This window comes from Stenotrophomonas sp. TWI169 (assembly GCF_039674705.1).
GTDB lineage: Bacteria > Pseudomonadota > Gammaproteobacteria > Xanthomonadales > Xanthomonadaceae > Stenotrophomonas > Stenotrophomonas maltophilia_P.
Map to the genome: position 1 here is coordinate 1 of NZ_JBDJOB010000001.1, position 18,597 is coordinate 18,597.

The window sequence follows — 18,597 nt, forward strand, 5'->3', positions numbered from 1 at the left end:
CCGTGGCCTGCTGCTGACCACCGAGCCGGGTACGCCGCAGCTGGCGGCGCCGCAGGCACTGAGCCAGTTGCAGGAAAGCCAGCAGCTGCTGCAGCAGCTGGCCGAGTCGGCGGCCAACCAGCAGGCACAGCTTCCGAGTGATCCCAACGAATTGCCGGTGGACACGACGCTGACCGAACTGCAGGAGACCCTGCGCGCGACCCACAGTGGCAGCGCGGCGGGCAGCATTGCCGGTGGCGACGGTGAAGCGCCGGGCTGGAGCGCGCCGGTCCTGCTGGGCAGTGGCGTGGCCGGCGTGCTGAGCCTGACCCCGGCCGACCAGGTGTGGGTGAGTGGCACCCACACTACGCTGGCCAGCGGCGTGGCACTGAACTGGATGACCCAGGGGTCACTGACGATGGCCGTGGCCGGCGGCCTGGTGCTGTACACCGCCGGCATGGAACCCAGCGGCGAGAGCCCGAACCAGGAGCGCGGCATCGCGCTGCATGCTGCACAGGGCAAGGTGAGTGCGCGTGCGCACAAGAACCAGGCGATCGTGGCGGCCAAGACGCAGGTACGCATCGCCAGTACCGAAGCGGACGTGCAGCTGTCGGCGCCGAGCAAGCATCTGCTGGCGACGGCGGCCGGCGCCTACCTGCGGATCGAGGGCGACAACATCGAACTGGGCGCGCCGGGCAAGGTGGAGTTCAAGGCGAGCCAGAGGGAATGGCTGGGGCCGGCGAGTGTGCCCGGTGAGGCGACGAAGAACGAAGGGAAGCTTGCCCTGTGCCCGACCAAGGCGGCAAACGCCGAGCGCACGGGTGCGGCTGTCGTGGGAGTGGGCTGATGCCATGAGCTTTTCGCATAGGCACTTTCTTGAACACCCCATTGCGATCATCAGTGAATCCACACTTGGCCTGATCCCACTCCTGGCCCGGTTCCAGTGCCACAGCCTGGAACCGTCGGGACTCGCATTGCCTGCCGGTATCTGCCCGCATCTGGTCGTGCTCGATGAGGTGGATGCAGCACTGCGCCTTGCTCTGCTGGACGAGCTGGAACATCTGCATGTGGAGGGAGAGCTGCGTGGGTTGCTGGCATTGCTTGGGAGCAGTGAGTCAGGAGAACGGGTAGCGGCGCACCTGCGCTCGGTAATGCTGAGACGCAAGCCCGGCGGTACGCGCTATTGGCTACGGCTCCACGATCCGCGTGTATTCATGCATTTTCCCCGCATCCTTGATTCCCTCCAGCTGCGTGATTTGATGGGACCCATCAGCGTATGGTGGTGGCGCGATCCCGACCTCAATCGTTGGGGAAGCATCGACCGCCCAGCGGAAGCAGGACAGCCTGGCCAGGGCTGGACAGAGCGTCAGTGGGATGCAGTCTTCAGGATAGAACTGGTGAACCGTGTTGCGCTCGATGTGGTGCGCGCCGCCCCGCAGATGGCGGCCCATCCAGATCTCCACGAGCGCGCCGACGTGGCCTTGCGAAGAGCGATCGAACTGGAAGCGCTTGTAGTGCCGGAGGACCAGCAGGCATTCGCCGTGGACCATGTGATCCATGGAGAGGCGCTGTTCGCACACCCGGAAATGCAACGCTGCCTGCGCGACGTTCGCGAGAATGGCGCGACCTACGTCGGCGGTACCGTCGATCTGGACCTGTTCGCGCTCGCACGCGCCACGAATCCAGCAGCCCAGGCCGAACGCCCCTCCGGGCGGCGCTGGTCGGAAAATGAAATCAAAGGAGTGAGAGATGTCTGACTTCAAGCCAGGTTGGTATATCGTCTCCGAACCGGATGCCGAGGGACGGACCACGCTCAAGTACTTCGCCGAGCGAGGTCTGGTCACCTGTGAGTGCTACAGCACGAGTGATGGCCGACAGATCTATCTCTGGGGTAACCGTGAGCGCCCGGCGGGACGAAAGGAGTCCTGGAAATCCACCTACAGGTTCGTCGCGACGGATCCCAATGGGCATTGGGACAACGAGAAGGTTGCTGCCAAGACCAACAAGGGTGCAGGCCAGGGGAAGGCGAAGGCGCTTTCCCCCTGTGAAGACCTGACCAAGCACTGCCCCGCCTGTGACCGAAAAGGCCTGCTGCTCATGCCATTGCGTTATGCGGTCGCGAGGGCGGACGTCAATGGCTGGGCGCAGGCCCCGAAGCTCGCTGGAAGTTTCGCCAGTGGTGGAAGCGCGGTGCCGCTGCCTGGAGCGCTTGCGCAATACACCCTGAGAACAATGCGCGAGGGCTACCTGTATGTGTTCAACGAGCGACTGGGTGCCAAGGGGTGGAAGGGCTACCTGGTAGATGCCAAGGGCTATCTTTCCGAGTTCGACGTGCACGCGTCGCAGCCTCCGACCCTGGAAGCACTGGACAATGCGCCATGCGGTCGTCGAGCGACATCCGAGATGGCGCGCTGCATACCCATTCCTGATGCGCACCTGCCTGGCAAGGTTGGCAACATCTGGATGGCGTTCTGCGATACGCCCTGGACCCCTGCCGTGCTGAAGGAGCACATGGACAAGCCTGCAGTGAGGCAGGCGAACATGCGTGTGTTCGATGGTGCCGCGTGGTGCGAGTCCAAAGGCGCAGCAGCGCAGTCACATGCCGCGACCCTCGCCGCGAATCATTCCAGCGTTGCGGAGTTCAAGGTGGGCGGGGATCTGTTCGAGCGGATGATGCAGCCGATCAGCTTTGCCTGGCCGCTCGGGCTCAACGCCGTGCAACAGAACACGTCACCAGCGTTCGCCGACTCATTGAGTCCCTTCATCAGTGCGGTGGGGAAAGTTCCCCAGCTGCTTGAGGCCGCCAGGCAGGCCGGAAAGGATATTCCGGTCGCAATGGTTGCGCTTGAGGATCCAATAGGCATTGCGATGGACTTGAATGCCCAGATCATCCGACGGACCCATGCATGGACCAACGAACCGCTGCGCCGCTGGAAGCGGGAAAGCGCGCAGGCGATTGATGCGCTCGCCATGGCGGTGCGGCACAACGTTGTCCAGCGCACGAGCGAGACACGCTCGGCCGTGGCGGGAATTTTCGGAACATGGTTCCCCGCGCACTCCAGCGCGGTGTACCGCGGACGGAACCCGGGCGAGAAAATGGAGTACGCGGGCTACATTACCGAGGAAGAAGCTGATCGTCTCGGCACGGAAGCTTGGAATAGCGACCATATCGAACTGTTCGACAATGCCAAGAAGAAGAACTACATCGAGGTTGAGTACCCCGCAGAGCTCTCCGCATTCGAGAAGGCAACCATCGAGCCGCTCGATGCTGCGTATCTCTCGTGGATGAAGTCGGATCTTTACAGAAATCACTTCATCTACAACTTCGACAGGCGGAACATCGACAGCGGCGTGGCCTATGTCCACAAGGTGATGCTGGTCATCACCGATGCCACGGCACGCGCCAGCGTTACCCGGTTCCTGATGGATCGCCTTGGTGATGACCCTGAGAAGCCAGGCTCCGTCGAGGTGCGTGCCCTGGCAGCCAATCAGGAGGAGATCATCAAGGGGTGGGCAGCGGCTACCAAGGAGGGGGCCATGAAGAAGGATGGCGTCAGCTGGGCGGATGCGTCCGAGAAGATCTGGGGCGTGTTCAATTCCGTGCTGACCAGTGATGGCTACAAGGCGGCGATGGCTGGTGGCCCTGCGCCGGTTGGCGGAAAGTGGATGGAGGTGGCGATGAATGCCATCGCCAAGTACGCGTTCCAGATCAGCGGCCCGGTGGTCTCGAGACTGAATGGATTCGGCAACGGTGCGGTGGGCTGGGTGGCGGCAAAACTGCCCGAGCGACGCATCATCTCTCTGCTGGGGGCACTCGCCAAGACGGAGGATCCGAACCGGCGATTGAGGTTGATCGACCTGCGCACGGAGGCGACCCGCAAGCAGGCGACCCGAATGGTGGCCTCCGCGCTGGCAAGCATTTCCGGCGGAAACGAACAGCAGTACCGCAGCGCCGTGCGCGCATCGCTTGATGGAATCCAGGATGCGCAGGGGCGGCGCTATCCGTATCAGGCCCTCATGTTCGTTGACGAGGGCGAAGCACAGCGCCTGACCCAGTTGCGGGGTGCACAGCTCGATGCGCACATTTCCCAGTCGGTGATCGTGCGGCACGAGGAGTTCGATGCGCTGCTGCAACGGAATGTCAGGCGGGTTTTCGATCTTGATTTCAAGGCCGGCGTCGTCTCGAACATCTTTACCGCCTTCAGCCTCGGACGGGCGTGGGATGAGATGAAGAAGGCGAAGCAGGAAGAGAAGGACGTCAAGATCGTCAACTTCGCAGGTGGCGTCGCGGGATTGACTGGCGGCCTGATGGAGCTGAGCGCAGGCGTGGCGAAGAAGCATCCCTGGTGGGTTGGCACCCACGGCATCAGGTTGCGGGCACTTTCCGGACAGCTGAGCACAAGGGCGGGACTGCTGGGAGGGCTTGGAAAGTTCCTTGGCGCCGCGGCAGGATTCATTGGCGGCACGCTGAACATCATCGACGGCTATCAGGACATCGGTCTTTCGCGAGGTTATGGCATCTGCATGATTGGCCTGGGTCTGGCCAGCATCATCGCCGCCATCCTGCTGTTCACTACCTTCGCCTTCGTCGGCTTGATCATCGGCCTGGTGGTCGCGATCATCACGTTGATTGTCGGCTACTTCAAGCCGACGAAGATACAGAAGTGGCTTGATGCCTGCTATTTCGGAAAGCACAAGAGCAAGAAATTCGAGGGTCTCCAGCAGGAGACGGAAGGCTTGAAGGCATTGAGTGAGGCGGATTGATGTACAGCGGCTGGATGCGCAGTTTCCCGACGGATCGCTTTCTCTCGGCGCAGGAGAGCGCCTCGCGTTTCGATCCTCGGATCGCCGAGGAGGTTGCACCTGACGAACGTGCGTCGTTGGTTCATTTCAACTCGACCTACATCGATCTGATCGACCGAAGGTTCCGCCTGCGCGGAATGGTCTCGACCACCATGGTCCTGCTGGGGACGCTGGCCCTGTTCCTGTTCGGTTTCTTTCTGCTTTTCACGCTGGTGATCCCGAACCTGGAAGGCGACTTCTGGGACTGGGTGATGTACGCCATGGTCGGCGTGTGCGTGGTCGGTGCCCCGGTGCTGTTCTGGCACACGACGCTGCGCTACGAGTTCTTCACCTATGTCTGGTATCCGACACGGTTCAACCGGCGCAACCGGACGGTCTATTTCTTCACGGGTGGGGAAGAGGGCGCTGTATCCGTCCCATGGGATGAGGCCGTGTTCTACATCGGGCAGGGGACCAGCCAGGCGTTCCTATGCGACCTCCGCTGCAGCATCCTCGAGGATCGGGTGATCAAGCGCACCTTCGCAGTGGGCCATTACTTCGACGACGAGCAGAAGATCCGCGGCATCTGGGAGTTCATTCGCCGCTACATGGAGCAGGGGCCGGCAGAGGTGGTCGATACCATCGAGGGTCGCCAGATGAACCTGTCCGTGACGCCGTCATGGCGCAACTGCTACCTGTTCGTGGTGGCCAGTCTCGGTCCCAGCCTGCTGGGCGCACGCTTCATCCTGATGCCCTTGCTGCTGCCCCTGGTGTTGTGCCGATGGCTGGTCCTTCTATCCTGCCGCGCGCCCGTGTGGCCACAGTGGGTGGAAGACGAGTGCGCAATCGATGCCAACGATCCTCTTCGGCTCGTGGAACCCGAGGTGATGGCGCAGTTCGAGCCGGATCGGCGTCCGCTCTGAGCGGGCCTCTGCGGCAGCTCCCTGCCTGCGTCAGCAGGCAGGGCTCGGGATCACATCGCCGGGCAGGCCGGATCCTTGCCGCTCACCGCCGCACAGATCCTGCGCCGGCAGTCCACGCCTTTCAGTGACGGGGCTGGGCCATCTACATCGTTTGTTGTTTGACTGAACGTCCGCTTGGTTGACTGCTGTGCTGTACCGGCGTGGCATGACCTTAATTTGATCGGGTCCGAGGTCCTGATGAGTCAATTTGCAGGTTGGCTTGCCCAGAGGTATCGCAACAATCGTCCCCTTACTGAGTACGAAAAGGCTGCCGATGTGCGCCGTTTCGACTCATCCACGTTTGTGCCAATCGATAAGGGAATCATCGCCATTGATGATGACTGCATTGAGTATGTTGATCGTCACTTCCTATATCGCGGTTGGGCATTGATGGGGGCGAGTGTATTCATTGCGCTGGGATTGCTATTTGTCGTGGCGATCCTGCATGCAACTTCCTCTCTGGTTGACCGAGCTGGGCCGCTCGAGTCAGGTGACACGTATGCGATCGGAGGCTTGATCGCTCTCGCTCTTGCATTTCTGGCGTTCATTTTCTGCAAACTGCTCTTGCGGGATGTTCTACGCTATCAGTACTACCCAGTTCGGTTTGATCGAGTCGCACAACAGGTACATGTGTTTACGGGTAAGCGTGAGAGGGTGGTCTCGGTTCCATGGCGGGATGTTAGGTTTGTTATTGGTAGGGACAAGCCTGCGGGCCCCGATGAGGGATGTACTTACGATCTTCGGGGGCTTGTGATGGATGGGGAGCAGGTCGTCTATACGTTTGCTGTTGGATCTGACAGCGGTCCCAACCCAGCGATCACGCTCGCACATTGGGAGATGATCCGCCGCTTCATGGAGGAAGGGCGTTCAGCACTTCCGTTTCCTCCGCTTCAGCTTTACACATCGGTGGCGCCGACGTTGCGAAATGCCTTCATCATCCATGTGTCTTCCGCTGGCGCGGGACTGATGTGGATGGCGCTGCCCATTACATTGCCTTGGGCGCTATTCCGTTTCCTGACAATGAAATTGTGCCGCAAGCCCGTCTGGCCGGCCGCTGTGGTCCGTCGCGGAGCATCTGGGTCCTCCAGTGTGCCGCCGCTCCGCGCGCCGGCAGTGTACGGGCGAGTCGATCATTCAGCAGGGCGCGCAGATGAGATGGAGCGCTTCTGGAAAGAGTCGATAGCCGCAGCGATGGCTCGCAATGATGGGGTGCGGCAGCTGTTGAACGAAAGTGGGGGCAAGGCACGGTGACCGCTATGGCTGGATTCCAGGTGCTTCCAGAGCGGAATGGCTACTGGGGACATTTCCTGACGAACGCGGGTCTGCCGGGATGCGCGCGTGTGGGCCCTGGTCGCGCGGTTCAGTGGAACGATAAGAACTGCCTGGTGTTTTCGGCCTGGAGGCGGTCCTCACATCGGGGTTTTCTATTCGTCCTGTCACTGATGGCGCTGCTACCGCTGTTCAGCATGGCGATGAATGTGCTGCTGGCGATCAAAAGCGAGACGCAAGGCTGGCCGCATTTGATGGTGCTGGCAGCGCTGTTTATTGCCGGCATGATTGGCTGCCTGGCGTTGGCCCGTCATCTGTATCGCAAACCTGCGGAGCCGCCGGTGGTGCTCAGTCGTCGGCTTGGAAAGTTCTACGCTTGGTTGGACGCAAGCAGGGGTTGGAAAAGTCTGGACTACGATACCGTGGTACCCATCAGCAGATGGGATTCGGTCCGCGGCAAGCATGTGTCCACGCCAGTTCAGGTGCTTGCCGTCGTAACGCTGGTGCCAGGCAGTCGCCAGATCGACACATTCCTGCCCCTGTCGGAGCCCGCGCTCAACGACGCCGGTCCCGAAGAGCTATGGGAATTTCTTCGGCACTACATGAACGGCGACATGAGCACACTTCCTGTGAGCGCGGCCCCTCCACGATTGGTCGGGGTCCGGGCCGACCTGGTGCAGTTGGAGCGGCTGGTGTTCGATCCTTGGATTGATCGTGATCATCGCGTCAGAGGGCTTTCCGGATGGCTTCATATCCTGCTTCTCGGCAGCTTTATGTTCTGGTTCGAACTGACGGGATTCTGGCTGCTGCGTCGTGCCCCGCGTGTTGCCTGGCCCGATGCGTTGGCCGACGAGCTGGATTCCCTGGCGATGAAGGCATCGCCCAGCCCAGGCGCGCACCCGCAGCAGTGGGCAGGCGGCGCGCTATGGGTTCGCTGGTTGCTGCCGGCACTACTCAATGCAGTGATCGTGCTTACGCCGATGGTTCTGCTGGCGCTTATGCCGTGGACCACTGGCAGCTCCTGAAGCCCAATCGGTGGGAACTGGGGCGTGCGCTCACCCAGCTGATGCGTCGTGACGTGGTGCACGGTAAAGACGAGCAGCGCCATGGAGCCCAGTGGCGGGCTGATGGCGAACCAGCGCCAGGCCTTCGACTGCCAGCGTGAAAAGCGTGTGGTACATCGAGTGCGAGGTGAGGCAAAACAGGCCAAGCACCAGCGCAATGTAGACACGTCTGATCGGTTCGATCTTCACGGGCATCCATCCCCGCAGCGTCGAGCATGGCTCGACTCTCCATAAGCAGATCACATCGCCGGGCAGGCCGGATCCTTGCCGCTCACCGCCGCACAGATCCTGCGCCGGCAGTCCACGCCTTTCAGTGAGGTGGGGCTGGGGCAGCTGCGCAGCTGCGCCTGGATGTTGGATTCGGTCGAGGCGGACTTCTTGCTGGCCACGCGCTCAAACGCGGCGCGCTCGTCTTCGGCGCGTTTGCGCTGGTCTGCTTCGATCTGGGCGATCAGATCATCCATGCTCTGAGGCTGGGCCTTGGCTTTCGCCTTGGCCTTGTCCTCTTCCTTGATGATGCCGAGCAGGGTGCCGAGCAGATTTTCATCGCCCTTGCCTGCGGTACCGGCGGCGCGACTGCTGCGTTCACCCGGCTGGGCGCCCCGTGCCCGCGTCGTTGCAGCGGTGCCGGTGGTTGCGGCAGCGCCCGCAGCAGCGGTTGCCGCGTCAGCGGCAGGAGCGGGTGGGCTCCCGGTGGTGGCCGGCAGCGCCGGCTCAGTCGGAGAAGCGGGCGCATCGACGATCATCGCGGCACCTTCACCCGGTGCCACCGACGGGGCATCCGGGTGCCCGGTCACATGGCCGGTGTCGGGTGTCAGTGAATACTCGGACGGGTCGCTGTAGTCATTACTACCGGACAGACCCCAGGCGGTCAGCCCGGCGATGACGACCACGGCACTGGCCAATGCCAGCCACAGGACCGTACGGCGTTTGCCGCTGGACGGCGCGCGTGCGGCACGTGGCGACGCGGTTGCCTGCCGGCCCTCCATGTCTGCCAGAATACGGCCCGAATTCGGGGCCTGGCCCTTTGCCTGCGCTCCCCCTGAGAGCAGACTTGGCCGATTGATTCCGCCATTATTCAAGTGCATCCAGCCCTTGGTTTGAGTCGGCAACTGCCGAAGCGAATTTGCGCATTCTTAGTGAAAGCGGTTGGGGCGTCAACCAGATCGCGTGTCAGGGAGGACCGGTGTTGCCAATCGTGGTTGCTGCCATTGCCGTCGTACTGTTGGTGGCTGGCGTGTGCTGGGTACTGTTGTTCCCCGAGACGGTCGAATCGCTGCGTCAGGCGATCGCGAAGCGTCTGGGCGGATTCCGTCGTCGGGCGGGGCAGGTGGGTGACCGGGTCGGTCACGGCGCCACCCGCGTGCGCAGTGGGGTTCGTGAAGAGGTCGGAGCCGTGCACGGCGCACTGCGGCGCCACTGGCTCATTCTGGTTGTCGCCGCAGCGTTGCTGTTGATCCCTCCAACTGTGATATTCGTCACGCGGCAGACCGTGGTCCTGGAGGATTTCAGGGGCGATGATCTGGCGGAATCGAGTTCGATGGTCGCCCAGCTGCTACGTGGGGAGCGGCTGACGCCGCCGCCGCCGCCGCCGCCGGAGGTGTTCACCACTGCCGAAGTGCGTCGTCTGCGGCCCGAAATCGTCACGGCTGATCGCAAATGGGATCAGATCGATCCCGATCTGCAGCAGCGCGTGCTGGCCATCTATGAGGTCATGCGACGCCAGTACGGTTACGAAATGGTGCTGATCGAAGGCTATCGCAGTCCGCAGCGGCAGGCCGAACTGATGGCCGGTGGCAAGGCGACCCGGGCCGGTGCCTGGCAGAGCTGCCACCAGTATGGGCTGGGCGTGGACAGCGCACCGATCCGCGATGGCAAGCTGCAATGGGACATGGAAGATCCGTGGACCCGGCGTGGGTACTTCCTGTACGGCGAGCTGGCTGAACAGGCGGGCCTGGACTGGGGCGGAAACTGGCGGAGCATCAAGGACTATGTTCACGTGGAAATGACGGACCGCTGCCGCGCCGCCCGGGTGGCAAAGCGCGAGGAACTGTCCCGTCAAGGGTGATAACCGCACGGCGGTACTGGTATGGTTACGCCGATGGCCTGCGTCGTCGGGGGAACCGGGGGGCGATGGAACGCCGGGTCACACATGGATCAAGGAGCATGATGGATGGCACGACCGTTTATCGTCGTCGGTGACCCGCTCAGCCACGGAGGCACCGTGGTGGCCGGCACCGGACAGACCGACATCAATGGCAGGCCGGTGGCGCGCGTCGGTGATCGTGCGTTGTGCGCCGTGCACGGCGCGACCACGATTGTCAGTGGCGACGCGACAGTGCTCATCGACGGTCAGCCGGTGGCGCGCGACGGCGACCGCACCGCGTGTGGAGCGACGCTGGTCGCTTCGCAGGCCATGACCGGTCTGCGTTGACCTGCACGGTCGACAGGAGCAGCGCATGGAGCAGGGCAACTGATGACAGGATGGCTGGGCAAAGCAGCTTCGGTGGTGATGATCTTCGTCGCCACCTGGGGCGCGACGATTCTCTACTGGCGCAACAGCGGCACGGTACCGACCGGCATGCAGATGCTGGCCTACCTGGGCCTGCTGCCCGTCGGCCTGAGCGGTGCCGGCTTCATGCTGCGTGGCGCCGCGCGCCGTGGCGTCGATGCGGCGCTGGACAAGGCTGCGGCCAACGATGGGGAGCCGACCAAGGGCAAAGGCGAAGCCGTCGCGACGAAGGCGATGGTGCCGCCATCGGTGGCGTTGATTGCCGGTGGCCTCAGGCTGGGTGTGGATCTGGATGCCCAATCATGGCTGGCTGCTGCCGCTGCGCCGCCGCGTCCGACGCTCGATGGCCGCTTCCGCGACAACTACAACCTGCCGGTGCGCATGAGCGCGGCGCAGGACCTCGATGAGTTCCTGGTGCTGCAGGCCCGTCAGGACGGCATCGACACCGCAGCCCACGAACGGCGTGCGCTTGCCCTGCTGCAGCCGGTGCTGGAGGAACTGCTGGAGGCAGCATCCGCGGCGCTGCCGGAAATCATGGCTTCCGAGGAAGTGGTGGTGGCCGGTCTGCGGCGTCGCGACGAACAGCGCGTGGAGAACGTACTGAGCGTCGAGCTGCTGGTGCCGGGCAGCTGGTCCGATGCGCTGCGCTCCTGGGTGCAGACATGGCTGCTGGAGCAGGCGCGGATGGCAGGCATCGATGCGCGCCGCTTCGATGTCCGGGTCACCTCGCTGGACGGCGCACGCGAGGTGTGGCCGCACCTGCAACGGGTGATCGACGCACTGGATCAGGGCGAGCCACGCTGGCACCTGCTGGTGTCCGCGTCTTCTTCGATCGATGCCGCCATCGTTTCCTCATGGCAGTCCTCCGGTGTGCTGGCAACCGCACAGAATCCGGATGGCCGCATACCGGGTGAGGGTGCTGCCGGCGTCCTGCTGGCGAGCCGGGGCGTTGCCCATGAAGGCGACGCGCGGCTGTGGCGCCCGCAACTGGTACGCGCCGAGCAGATCGAGGCAACCCGGCCGGCCGAACAGCGCCGTCAGCTGGCGACGCTCGCTGCGCAGTGGCAGCAGATGCTGGGCCTGGAGGGAGCACAGGCCCAGTTCGTGCTGCATGATGCCGATCACCGGGGCGATCTGATGGTCGATGCCGCCGCCATCACGGCGTCGCTGGCTCCCGACCTGGACTTCAGTCCGCAGAGCCTGGCGCTGGCGATCAGCGCAGGCGAACTGGGCCCGGTGCTGCCGTTGGCGCAGCTGGCACTGGCCCGCGCACAGCTTGACCGCCAGGCCGAGCCGGTGCTGTTGCTCGGCGTGGCCGACAACCAGCAGCGACTGTTCGGCCTGGTCGACCCTCTTCCTTCCCCGACGCAGGCGGCCGATGCGCCGTCGGCCCCCTGACTTCCTGGATCCCTGCATGAGTTTGAGCAATTTCAGCTACTACCTGCGCGACTACCGTCTCTGGATGGTGCTCGGCCTGGTCGGTGCCGCTGCGCTGGCCCACTACGGTGAGGCCGAAGCACGGCAGATCGGCATCTGGGTGGCCATCGTGCTGGCCGGCCTGCTGGTGCTGGCGCTGCTGGTCTGGATCGTGAAGCGGATCCTGGCCCGTCGCGCGGCCAAGCGCGTGGAGGCGATGGTCAAGGATGAGGCGGACAAGGCGGTAGCCACCGCTCAACCCGCCCAACGTGCCGATACCGAGGCGCTGCGCACGCGCATGATGGACGCGGTCAAGCAGATCAAGTCCTCGCGGATGGGCGTGCTGAAGGGCAACGCCGCGCTGTACGAGCTGCCGTGGTACGTGATCATCGGCAATCCGGCTGCGGGCAAGAGTACGGCCATCCTCAATTCCGGCCTGCAGTTCCCGTTCGAGGACAACCGCGGCAACGTGGTGCAGGGCATCGGTGGTACCCGCAACTGCGACTGGTACTTCACCACCAACGGTATTGTGCTCGACACCGCTGGCCGCTACTCGGTCAGCGTCGAGGACCGCATGGAGTGGCTGACCTTCCTCGGCCTGCTGAAGAAGAACCGCCCGCGCGCACCGATCAACGGCGTGATCATCGCCGCCAGCCTGGCCGAGCTGTCCGGCAGCAAGCCGGAGTTCGCGATCGAGCTGGCCAAGAACCTGCGCCAGCGCGTGCAGGAAATCACCGAGCGGCTGGAAGTGTTCGCGCCGGTGTACGTGCTGTTCACCAAGGCCGACCTCATCGCCGGTTTCAGCGAGTTCTTCCGCAACCTCGATCCCGGCGAGCGCGAGCATGTGTGGGGTGCGACTCTGCCGTTCGACGTGCATCAGCAGGGCGACGCGCTGGCGGCATTCGACAGCCATTTCGACGAGCTGGCCGAAGGCATCAAGGAAATGAGCCTGACCCACATGGCGATGCAGCGTGGCCGTGAAGTCTCGCCTGGGCTGCTGTCGTTGCCGCTGGAGTTCGTCGGCATCAAGCCGGCGCTGCGCACCTTCATCGCTACGCTGTTCGAGGACAACCCCTACCAGTTCAAGCCGGTGTTCCGTGGCTTCTACTTCTCCAGCGCACTGCAGGAAGGGCGTTCGGTGCATCACGCGTCCGAACGCGTCGGCCGCCAGTTCAACCTGGAGCGCGGGTCCAATGTCGATGAGGCGCCGACCGGCCATACGGCGTTCTTCCTCAAGGACCTGTTCCGCAAGGTGATCTTCGCCGACAAGGAACTGGTCCGGCAGTATTCCAGCCCGCACCAGAACCGGCTGCGCTATGGCGTGTTCCTGGGCGCAGTGGGTGTGCTGGCGCTGGCGCTGGGCCTGTGGACCTGGTCGTACACCACCAATGCCCAGCTGGTGGCCAATGCCACCAAGGACCTGGATCAGGCCGTGCGCGTGCAGAAGGACCGCATGGACCTGAAGTCGCGCATCGATGCCTTGCTTCTGCTGCAGGATCGCATGGAGCAGCTGGACCGTTATGGCAAGGAGGGCGGCATCACCACCCATCTGGGCCTGTACCAGGGCACCGCGATCCGCGAGAAGCTGCTGCGTGAGTACAACCACGGCATGCAGCAGGTGATGCTGGCGCCGACCGTCTCCAATCTGGAGAACTATCTCGGCCAGGTGGTCGCCGAGCGCGACAAGCTTGGCCAGGGCGGCAGCGCTGCTGCCGAGAGCGAGGTGCTGTATCAGAACGCATCGCCAACCAGTACCAACGATGCGTACAACGCACTGAAGACCTACCTGATGCTGGGTAACCCGAAGTACGTCGAAGGTGCTCACCTGTCGCAGCAGCTGACCCTGTTCTGGCGCACCTGGCTGGAGGCCAACCGCGGCCAGATGAGCCGTGAGGAGATGGTCCGCGCGGCCGAGAAGCTGATGACCTTCTATGTGGCGCAGGCGGGCCAGCCCAGCTGGCCGCAGATACAGAACAAGGTCACGCTGGTGTCCGACACGCGTCAGGCGCTGGGGCAGGTGATGAAGGGGCAGCCGGCGATGGAGCGCGTGTACGCGCAGATCAAGGCACGTGCCGGCGCCCGCTTCGGAACGACCACCGTCGACAGCCTGGTGGGTGTGGAGCGCAACGGGCGCCTGATCAACGGCAGCTATGCGATTTCCGGTGCGTTCTCGCGCAAGGCGTGGGAAGAGTACGTAAAGGATGCGATCAAGGAAGCAGCCAATACCCAGCTGAGCACCACCGACTGGGTGCTGGGTACCACCGAGCAGAGCGATCTGTCGCTGGCCGGCAGCCCCGAGCATGTCTCGCGCGAGCTGGTGACCCTGTACAAGAACGACTACGCGCGCGAGTGGAGCAAGTTCGTGCAGGGCCTGAGCGTGGCCGAGTTCAGTACGTTCGACGAGGCGGTGGCCCGCATCAACAAGCTGGGTGATCCCGGCAACTCGCCGCTCCGTGTTCTGCTGGAGCGCATCAACGAGGAGACGGTATGGGACAACCCGCCGGCGCAGGCGCGTTCGAGCAAGGCGCGCAAGGGCTTCGTGGCCTGGTTCCAGCGCACCATCCTGCGCAAGGACCCGGCAGCGACGGCCGCCGCGCAGCCGGTGGGTCCGATCGGCAAGGCGTTCGAAGGCATCGCGCGGCTCACCAGTGAGCGCGGCGATCAGCCGGCAGTGATCACGGCCTACTTCGAGACACTGGGCAAACTGCGTGCGCGCCTGAATGCCATCAAGAGCCAGGGCGAAATCGGCGTGGGCACCCGCAAGCTGATGCAGGACACCTTCAGCAATGAAGGCTCCGAACTGAGCGCGGGCCTGGCGCTGGTCGACGAGCAGGTACTGACCGGGCTGGACGAGAAGCAGCGTGAAGCCCTGCGCCCGCTGCTGCTGCGCCCGTTGACCCAGACCTTCAGCGCCCTGATCCCGCCGACCGAAGATGAGGTCAACAAGACCTGGAAGGCGCAGGTCTACGACCCGTTCAAGGCACGCATCGGGCAGCAGTACCCGTTCAACCTCAACTCGGATGTGGATGCCGCACCGAGCGACATCGCCGGCATCTTCGGCGCCAGTGGCAGCATTGCCGCCTTCAACAAGGACGCGCTCGGCACGCTGGTGATCCAGCGCGGTCCGCTGCTGGAGACCCGCCGCTGGGCAGGGCAGGGTGTGAACCTGTCGGCTGAGCTGGTTGCCAACTATGGCAACTGGGTGAGCGGCTCTGCCGCCGGCGCGGCGCAGGACACCACGATCTTCGAGATCCTGCCGTCGCCGGCTGCCGGCGCGCTGGAGTACAGCATCGAGATCGATGGCCAGGTGCTTCGTTATCGCAATACCCCGCCGCAATGGACCACCATGCAGTACCCGAACGCGGGGCAGGTGCCGGGCGTGAAGATCACGGCGGTGACCGGCGATGGACGTACCGTGGAGGTATTCAGTGCACCGGGCGCGAACGGCTTCAACCGCCTGATGGCCGAAGGCGAATACGAGCGCCTGGATGATTCCAGCCGGATCACCTGGAACGGCAATGGTGTGGCCGTGACGGTGGAAATGCGCATCGTCCGCCGGGCCGGCAGCGGCAGCGAGGGCGGTGGCGACTGGCAGCGCGGCCTGCAGCTTCCCGAGCGGGTGGCCGGTGGTACCCCTGCCGCGCCCGCGCCGGCAGCCACCGCGCCTGATGCGGCGCAGACCACGGGAGGTGCGCGATGAGCCGCGTCGTCAGTGCCGGAGTTTCCTACTTCGGCAAGGTGCCATCGCGCGGTGATTTCGTCCGTGCGGCCGACAATCACCAGCTGCTGGGCTGGCTGGACCGGTGGGCGGGCGAGAGCCTGGAACTGCTGAGCCAGAGCCCGGACTGGAAGCAGCGCTACGACGAGGCACCGGAGATTCACTACGCGTTCCTGGGTTCTCGCAGCAAGATGGTGCTGTGCGGGCACTTCCTGGCCAGCCGCGATTCCTCCGAACGCCGCTTCCCGCTGCTGTCCGCGCTGCGCCTGGATGCGCCGGAACCGTTGCCGTTCATCGGCCGCAGCCCGCTGGCGATGTCCAACGCCTGGTCAGGGCTGGCCCGCCTGGCACGCCAGGCCTACCAGGAAAGCGACGCGGCGCAGGCGCTGGCGCAGCTGGCGGACGCACGTTTCAGCATCAGCACCGATCCCGGTGACTACAACGGCAGCTTCCAGGACTTCCTGGAGAGCACCTCCGTGGCAGACCTCGAGTCGCGCCTGCGCGATTCCGGTCACGGCGAGGTGGCGCTGCGACAGGTGCTGCCGGCACTGGGCCTGCTGCTGCAGCCGGTGCTCAGCGGGGGCGATGTCAACATCGACAAGGCGCTGGTGTTTCCGCTGGTCCGTGACCCGGCCTATCGCCCACTGGTGGCGGCATTCTGGCTGGATCTGCTGTCCAGCTTCGTCTCCCGCGGCGATTTCGAACTGGCGGTGCTGATCCGCAACGACGCTGCGCCGAGCATGATCGTCGGTTTCAACGGCGCCGACCGCCAGGTGCTGCGTGCGGTGCTGGACCCGGCGGAAGCCGGCGACTTCCTGATCCGGATCCAGCATTCGGAATGGGTGGACGACTATCTGCGCGGCGATTACAACCTCAACCGCTTCGGCAGCTTCCTCGACCGTGACGATCTGGCCCTGGCCACCGCACGCAAGCTGTTCGGCGAGACTTTCCTGGGAACCTGATGATGCGCTTGTGCAACCCTCTCTCCCTTGCGTTGCCGCTGCTGCTCGCAGCCGTGCCGCTGGCCGCGCAGAACGCGCCTGCTGCGGCACAGGCTGCCACCGAACGACCGGTGGTGATCGAAGGCGTGGTGCCTGACCAGGCGACCAAGGCCAAGCTGCTGAACAATCTGCGTGCCGTGTATGGCGCCGAGCGCGTGGTCGACCGCATCCAGGTCGAGACGATCGCGACCCCGCCGAACTGGGGCGATTACGTGGCGGGCATGATCAATCCCGGCTTGAAGCGGGTGTCGCCCGGCAAGCTGGAAGTGAACGGACAGGCAGTGCGGATCACCGGTGAGGTCGGCAACGAAGCGCTGCGGCAGCAGGTGGCCAGCGACCTGAGTCTGGCCAGCAATACCAGTTACACCGTGACCAACGCGCTGAAGGTCGGCTCGCAGCAGAACGTGCTGGACCAGACGCTGGCCAACCGCATCATCGAATTCCAGAGTGGCAGTGCGCGTCTGACCCCGTTTGGCATGAGCATCCTCGACGAGATGGTCGCCAAGATGGCGCAGATGCCGGACAGCCGTTTCCTGATCATCGGCCATACCGACAATGTCGGGCAGCGCGAATCGAACCTGGCGCTCAGCCACGCGCGTGCGCTGTCGGTGAAGAACTACATGGTGTCCAAGGGCATTCCGGGCAGCCACATGGATGTCGTCGGCAAGGGACCGGACGAGCCGGTGGCGGACAACACCAGCAACGATGGCCGCGCACGCAATCGGCGTATCGAGTTCAAGATCCAGTAAACATGACGGGGATCGGGCCAGACCCGATCCCCGCATGAGCGGGATCCGCAGGCAGATCAGTCTTCTGGATTGACGTCCAGCATCTCTTCCATCTGTTCCAGCGTGCCGTGGTCCTTGATGACGCGCTTGAGCCAGACATGCAGCGGCATCTCGCCCCAGCGTGCGGCCTTCTCGGCGAGATAGGCCACGGGGCTGTGCGGTTCGGTCCGACGGAAGAACTCAGCGACCTGGCGCAGCTGCTGCAGCGCTTCCTTGCGCGAGACGGGTGCACCCGCAGGGCCACGCGGTGCTGTCACCGGGGCCGCTTCGGTCGCGGGCGCCTCATGGCCGAACGATGCATCTTCAAAATCGTCGGAGGAGGCTTCGGTTTCGCCATCGAGCAACACCCCGGCTTCGCGTGCGAAGCGCAGCACGGTGCGCTGCAGGTGTTCAAGCTGCTCACGCACCGCGCTGAAGCTTGGGCCATCCAGCCCCAGGCGGTTGTCGACCGCGGCCTGCAGTTCGGCCAGGGCCTGGCTGCAGTCGGGCAGGTCGTCGGCCAGCTGCCGGTAGAACCCGTGCTGGGTATCGCGGCGGGCGGCAGTGAGAATGTCCAGGCCAGGGCGGCCGTCATCCTCTTCGCCGCTGTTGGCACGGGCATGGGCATGCTCGAAGTCGGCGAGGCTGAAACGCCCCTGTGGCGCGACGGCAATCGGCACGGAGCGCAACCATTGCAGCGAATTGGTCAGCAACCAGCTCAGGTTGCCGATGCGCTCTTCAAAATCGCCGTCAGGTGCCTGCGGATGCACGTCATCCCAGTAGCGGTCGCACAGGCCGGCGGTGAGCCGGTAGCCAGCGGCGAGGCCCTGGAATCCTTCCAGCTGGGTGGCGGCTTCGCTGAGCCAGCCTGCCAGCCGCAGGTCCTTGGTCCGGGTCTGCAGCAGGTCGGTGGCATCGCGCAGCACGCTGCTCCAGTCAGCGTACTTGATGTCGGTCTGCCACGCCCCCTGGTCCAGGGTCGGGTCGTCGGCACGACGGTTTTCGATGATCCGATCGAATTCAGCCGAGAACGACAGGTCTTCACCGGTCGGGGCGTGTTCCGAAATCGGGGCCAGCAGGGCTTCCTGATCCAGCATGGCGGGTCTCGTTGGGGACTGTGGGCGATT

Annotated in this window: 15 protein-coding genes; 12 read left to right on the forward strand and 3 right to left on the reverse strand. The window is 64.1% G+C overall.

Features of this window, described 5'->3' with window-relative positions; all coding sequences use genetic code 11:
- From ABE543_RS00005 to ABE543_RS00030, 6 genes are all read left to right on the forward strand, one after another.
- Positions 1-826: DUF2345 domain-containing protein (locus ABE543_RS00005; RefSeq protein ID WP_346475077.1), on the forward strand; the 826-nt coding region annotated here is incomplete at its 5' end.
- 4 nt (positions 827-830) lie between these two features.
- Entirely contained in the window at positions 831-1,736 is a 906-nt protein-coding gene (locus tag ABE543_RS00010) for a DUF4123 domain-containing protein (protein WP_253118609.1), read from the forward strand.
- Positions 1,729-4,743: a T6SS effector BTH_I2691 family protein gene (locus ABE543_RS00015; protein ID WP_253118608.1), complete on the forward strand. Its 3,015-nt coding sequence runs from the start codon at positions 1,729-1,731 to the stop codon at positions 4,741-4,743. Before ABE543_RS00010 ends, ABE543_RS00015 begins: the two co-directional genes overlap by 8 nt.
- Entirely contained in the window at positions 4,743-5,684 is a 942-nt protein-coding gene (locus ABE543_RS00020; protein ID WP_346475078.1) for a DUF6708 domain-containing protein, read from the forward strand. Before ABE543_RS00015 ends, ABE543_RS00020 begins: the two co-directional genes overlap by 1 nt.
- A gap of 237 nt (positions 5,685-5,921) precedes the next feature.
- A complete protein-coding gene (locus tag ABE543_RS00025) occupies positions 5,922-6,974 on the forward strand; it encodes a DUF6708 domain-containing protein (RefSeq protein ID WP_253118606.1) in 1,053 nt (350 codons plus the stop codon).
- A gap of 191 nt (positions 6,975-7,165) precedes the next feature.
- Complete coding sequence (locus ABE543_RS00030) at positions 7,166-8,017, forward strand: DUF6708 domain-containing protein (RefSeq protein WP_253118605.1); 852 nt, start codon at positions 7,166-7,168, stop codon at positions 8,015-8,017.
- Positions 8,018-8,047: 30 nt separating this feature from the next.
- On the opposite strand, the gene ABE543_RS00035 is transcribed toward ABE543_RS00030, so the two are convergent.
- A complete protein-coding gene (locus ABE543_RS00035; protein ID WP_253161716.1) occupies positions 8,048-8,245 on the reverse strand; it encodes a hypothetical protein in 198 nt (65 codons plus the stop codon).
- Positions 8,246-8,295: 50 nt separating this feature from the next.
- Positions 8,296-9,045, reverse strand: coding sequence for a hypothetical protein (locus ABE543_RS00040; RefSeq protein WP_262218316.1), 750 nt, complete (start codon positions 9,043-9,045; stop codon positions 8,296-8,298).
- 197 nt (positions 9,046-9,242) lie between these two features.
- Between ABE543_RS00040 and ABE543_RS00045 the strand changes: the two genes are divergently transcribed.
- From ABE543_RS00045 to ABE543_RS00070, 6 genes are all read left to right on the forward strand, one after another.
- The gene (locus ABE543_RS00045; protein ID WP_345776092.1) at positions 9,243-10,124 is read left to right on the forward strand and encodes a M15 family metallopeptidase; all 882 of its coding nucleotides are present in this window, start codon (positions 9,243-9,245) and stop codon (positions 10,122-10,124) included.
- 105 nt (positions 10,125-10,229) lie between these two features.
- Positions 10,230-10,490, forward strand: a complete 261-nt coding sequence (locus tag ABE543_RS00050) for a PAAR domain-containing protein (protein WP_053518398.1) — start codon at positions 10,230-10,232, stop codon at positions 10,488-10,490.
- A gap of 42 nt (positions 10,491-10,532) precedes the next feature.
- Positions 10,533-11,966, forward strand: coding sequence for a hypothetical protein (locus tag ABE543_RS00055; protein WP_346475079.1), 1,434 nt, complete (start codon positions 10,533-10,535; stop codon positions 11,964-11,966).
- A 16-nt stretch (positions 11,967-11,982) separates the two neighbouring features.
- The gene (tssM, locus tag ABE543_RS00060) at positions 11,983-15,684 is read left to right on the forward strand and encodes a type VI secretion system membrane subunit TssM (RefSeq protein ID WP_346475080.1); all 3,702 of its coding nucleotides are present in this window, start codon (positions 11,983-11,985) and stop codon (positions 15,682-15,684) included.
- The gene (gene tagF / locus ABE543_RS00065) at positions 15,681-16,664 is read left to right on the forward strand and encodes a type VI secretion system-associated protein TagF (RefSeq protein ID WP_053518394.1); all 984 of its coding nucleotides are present in this window, start codon (positions 15,681-15,683) and stop codon (positions 16,662-16,664) included. Before tssM ends, tagF begins: the two co-directional genes overlap by 4 nt.
- A 2-nt stretch (positions 16,665-16,666) precedes the next feature.
- Positions 16,667-17,452, forward strand: coding sequence for an OmpA family protein (locus ABE543_RS00070; RefSeq protein WP_111185953.1), 786 nt, complete (start codon positions 16,667-16,669; stop codon positions 17,450-17,452).
- Between the two features lie 56 nt (positions 17,453-17,508).
- Here ABE543_RS00070 and tssA read toward each other — a convergent pair whose 3' ends face one another.
- The gene (tssA, locus tag ABE543_RS00075) at positions 17,509-18,567 is read right to left on the reverse strand and encodes a type VI secretion system protein TssA (protein ID WP_262218314.1); all 1,059 of its coding nucleotides are present in this window, start codon (positions 18,565-18,567) and stop codon (positions 17,509-17,511) included.
- Between the last annotated feature and the right edge of the window lie 30 nt (positions 18,568-18,597).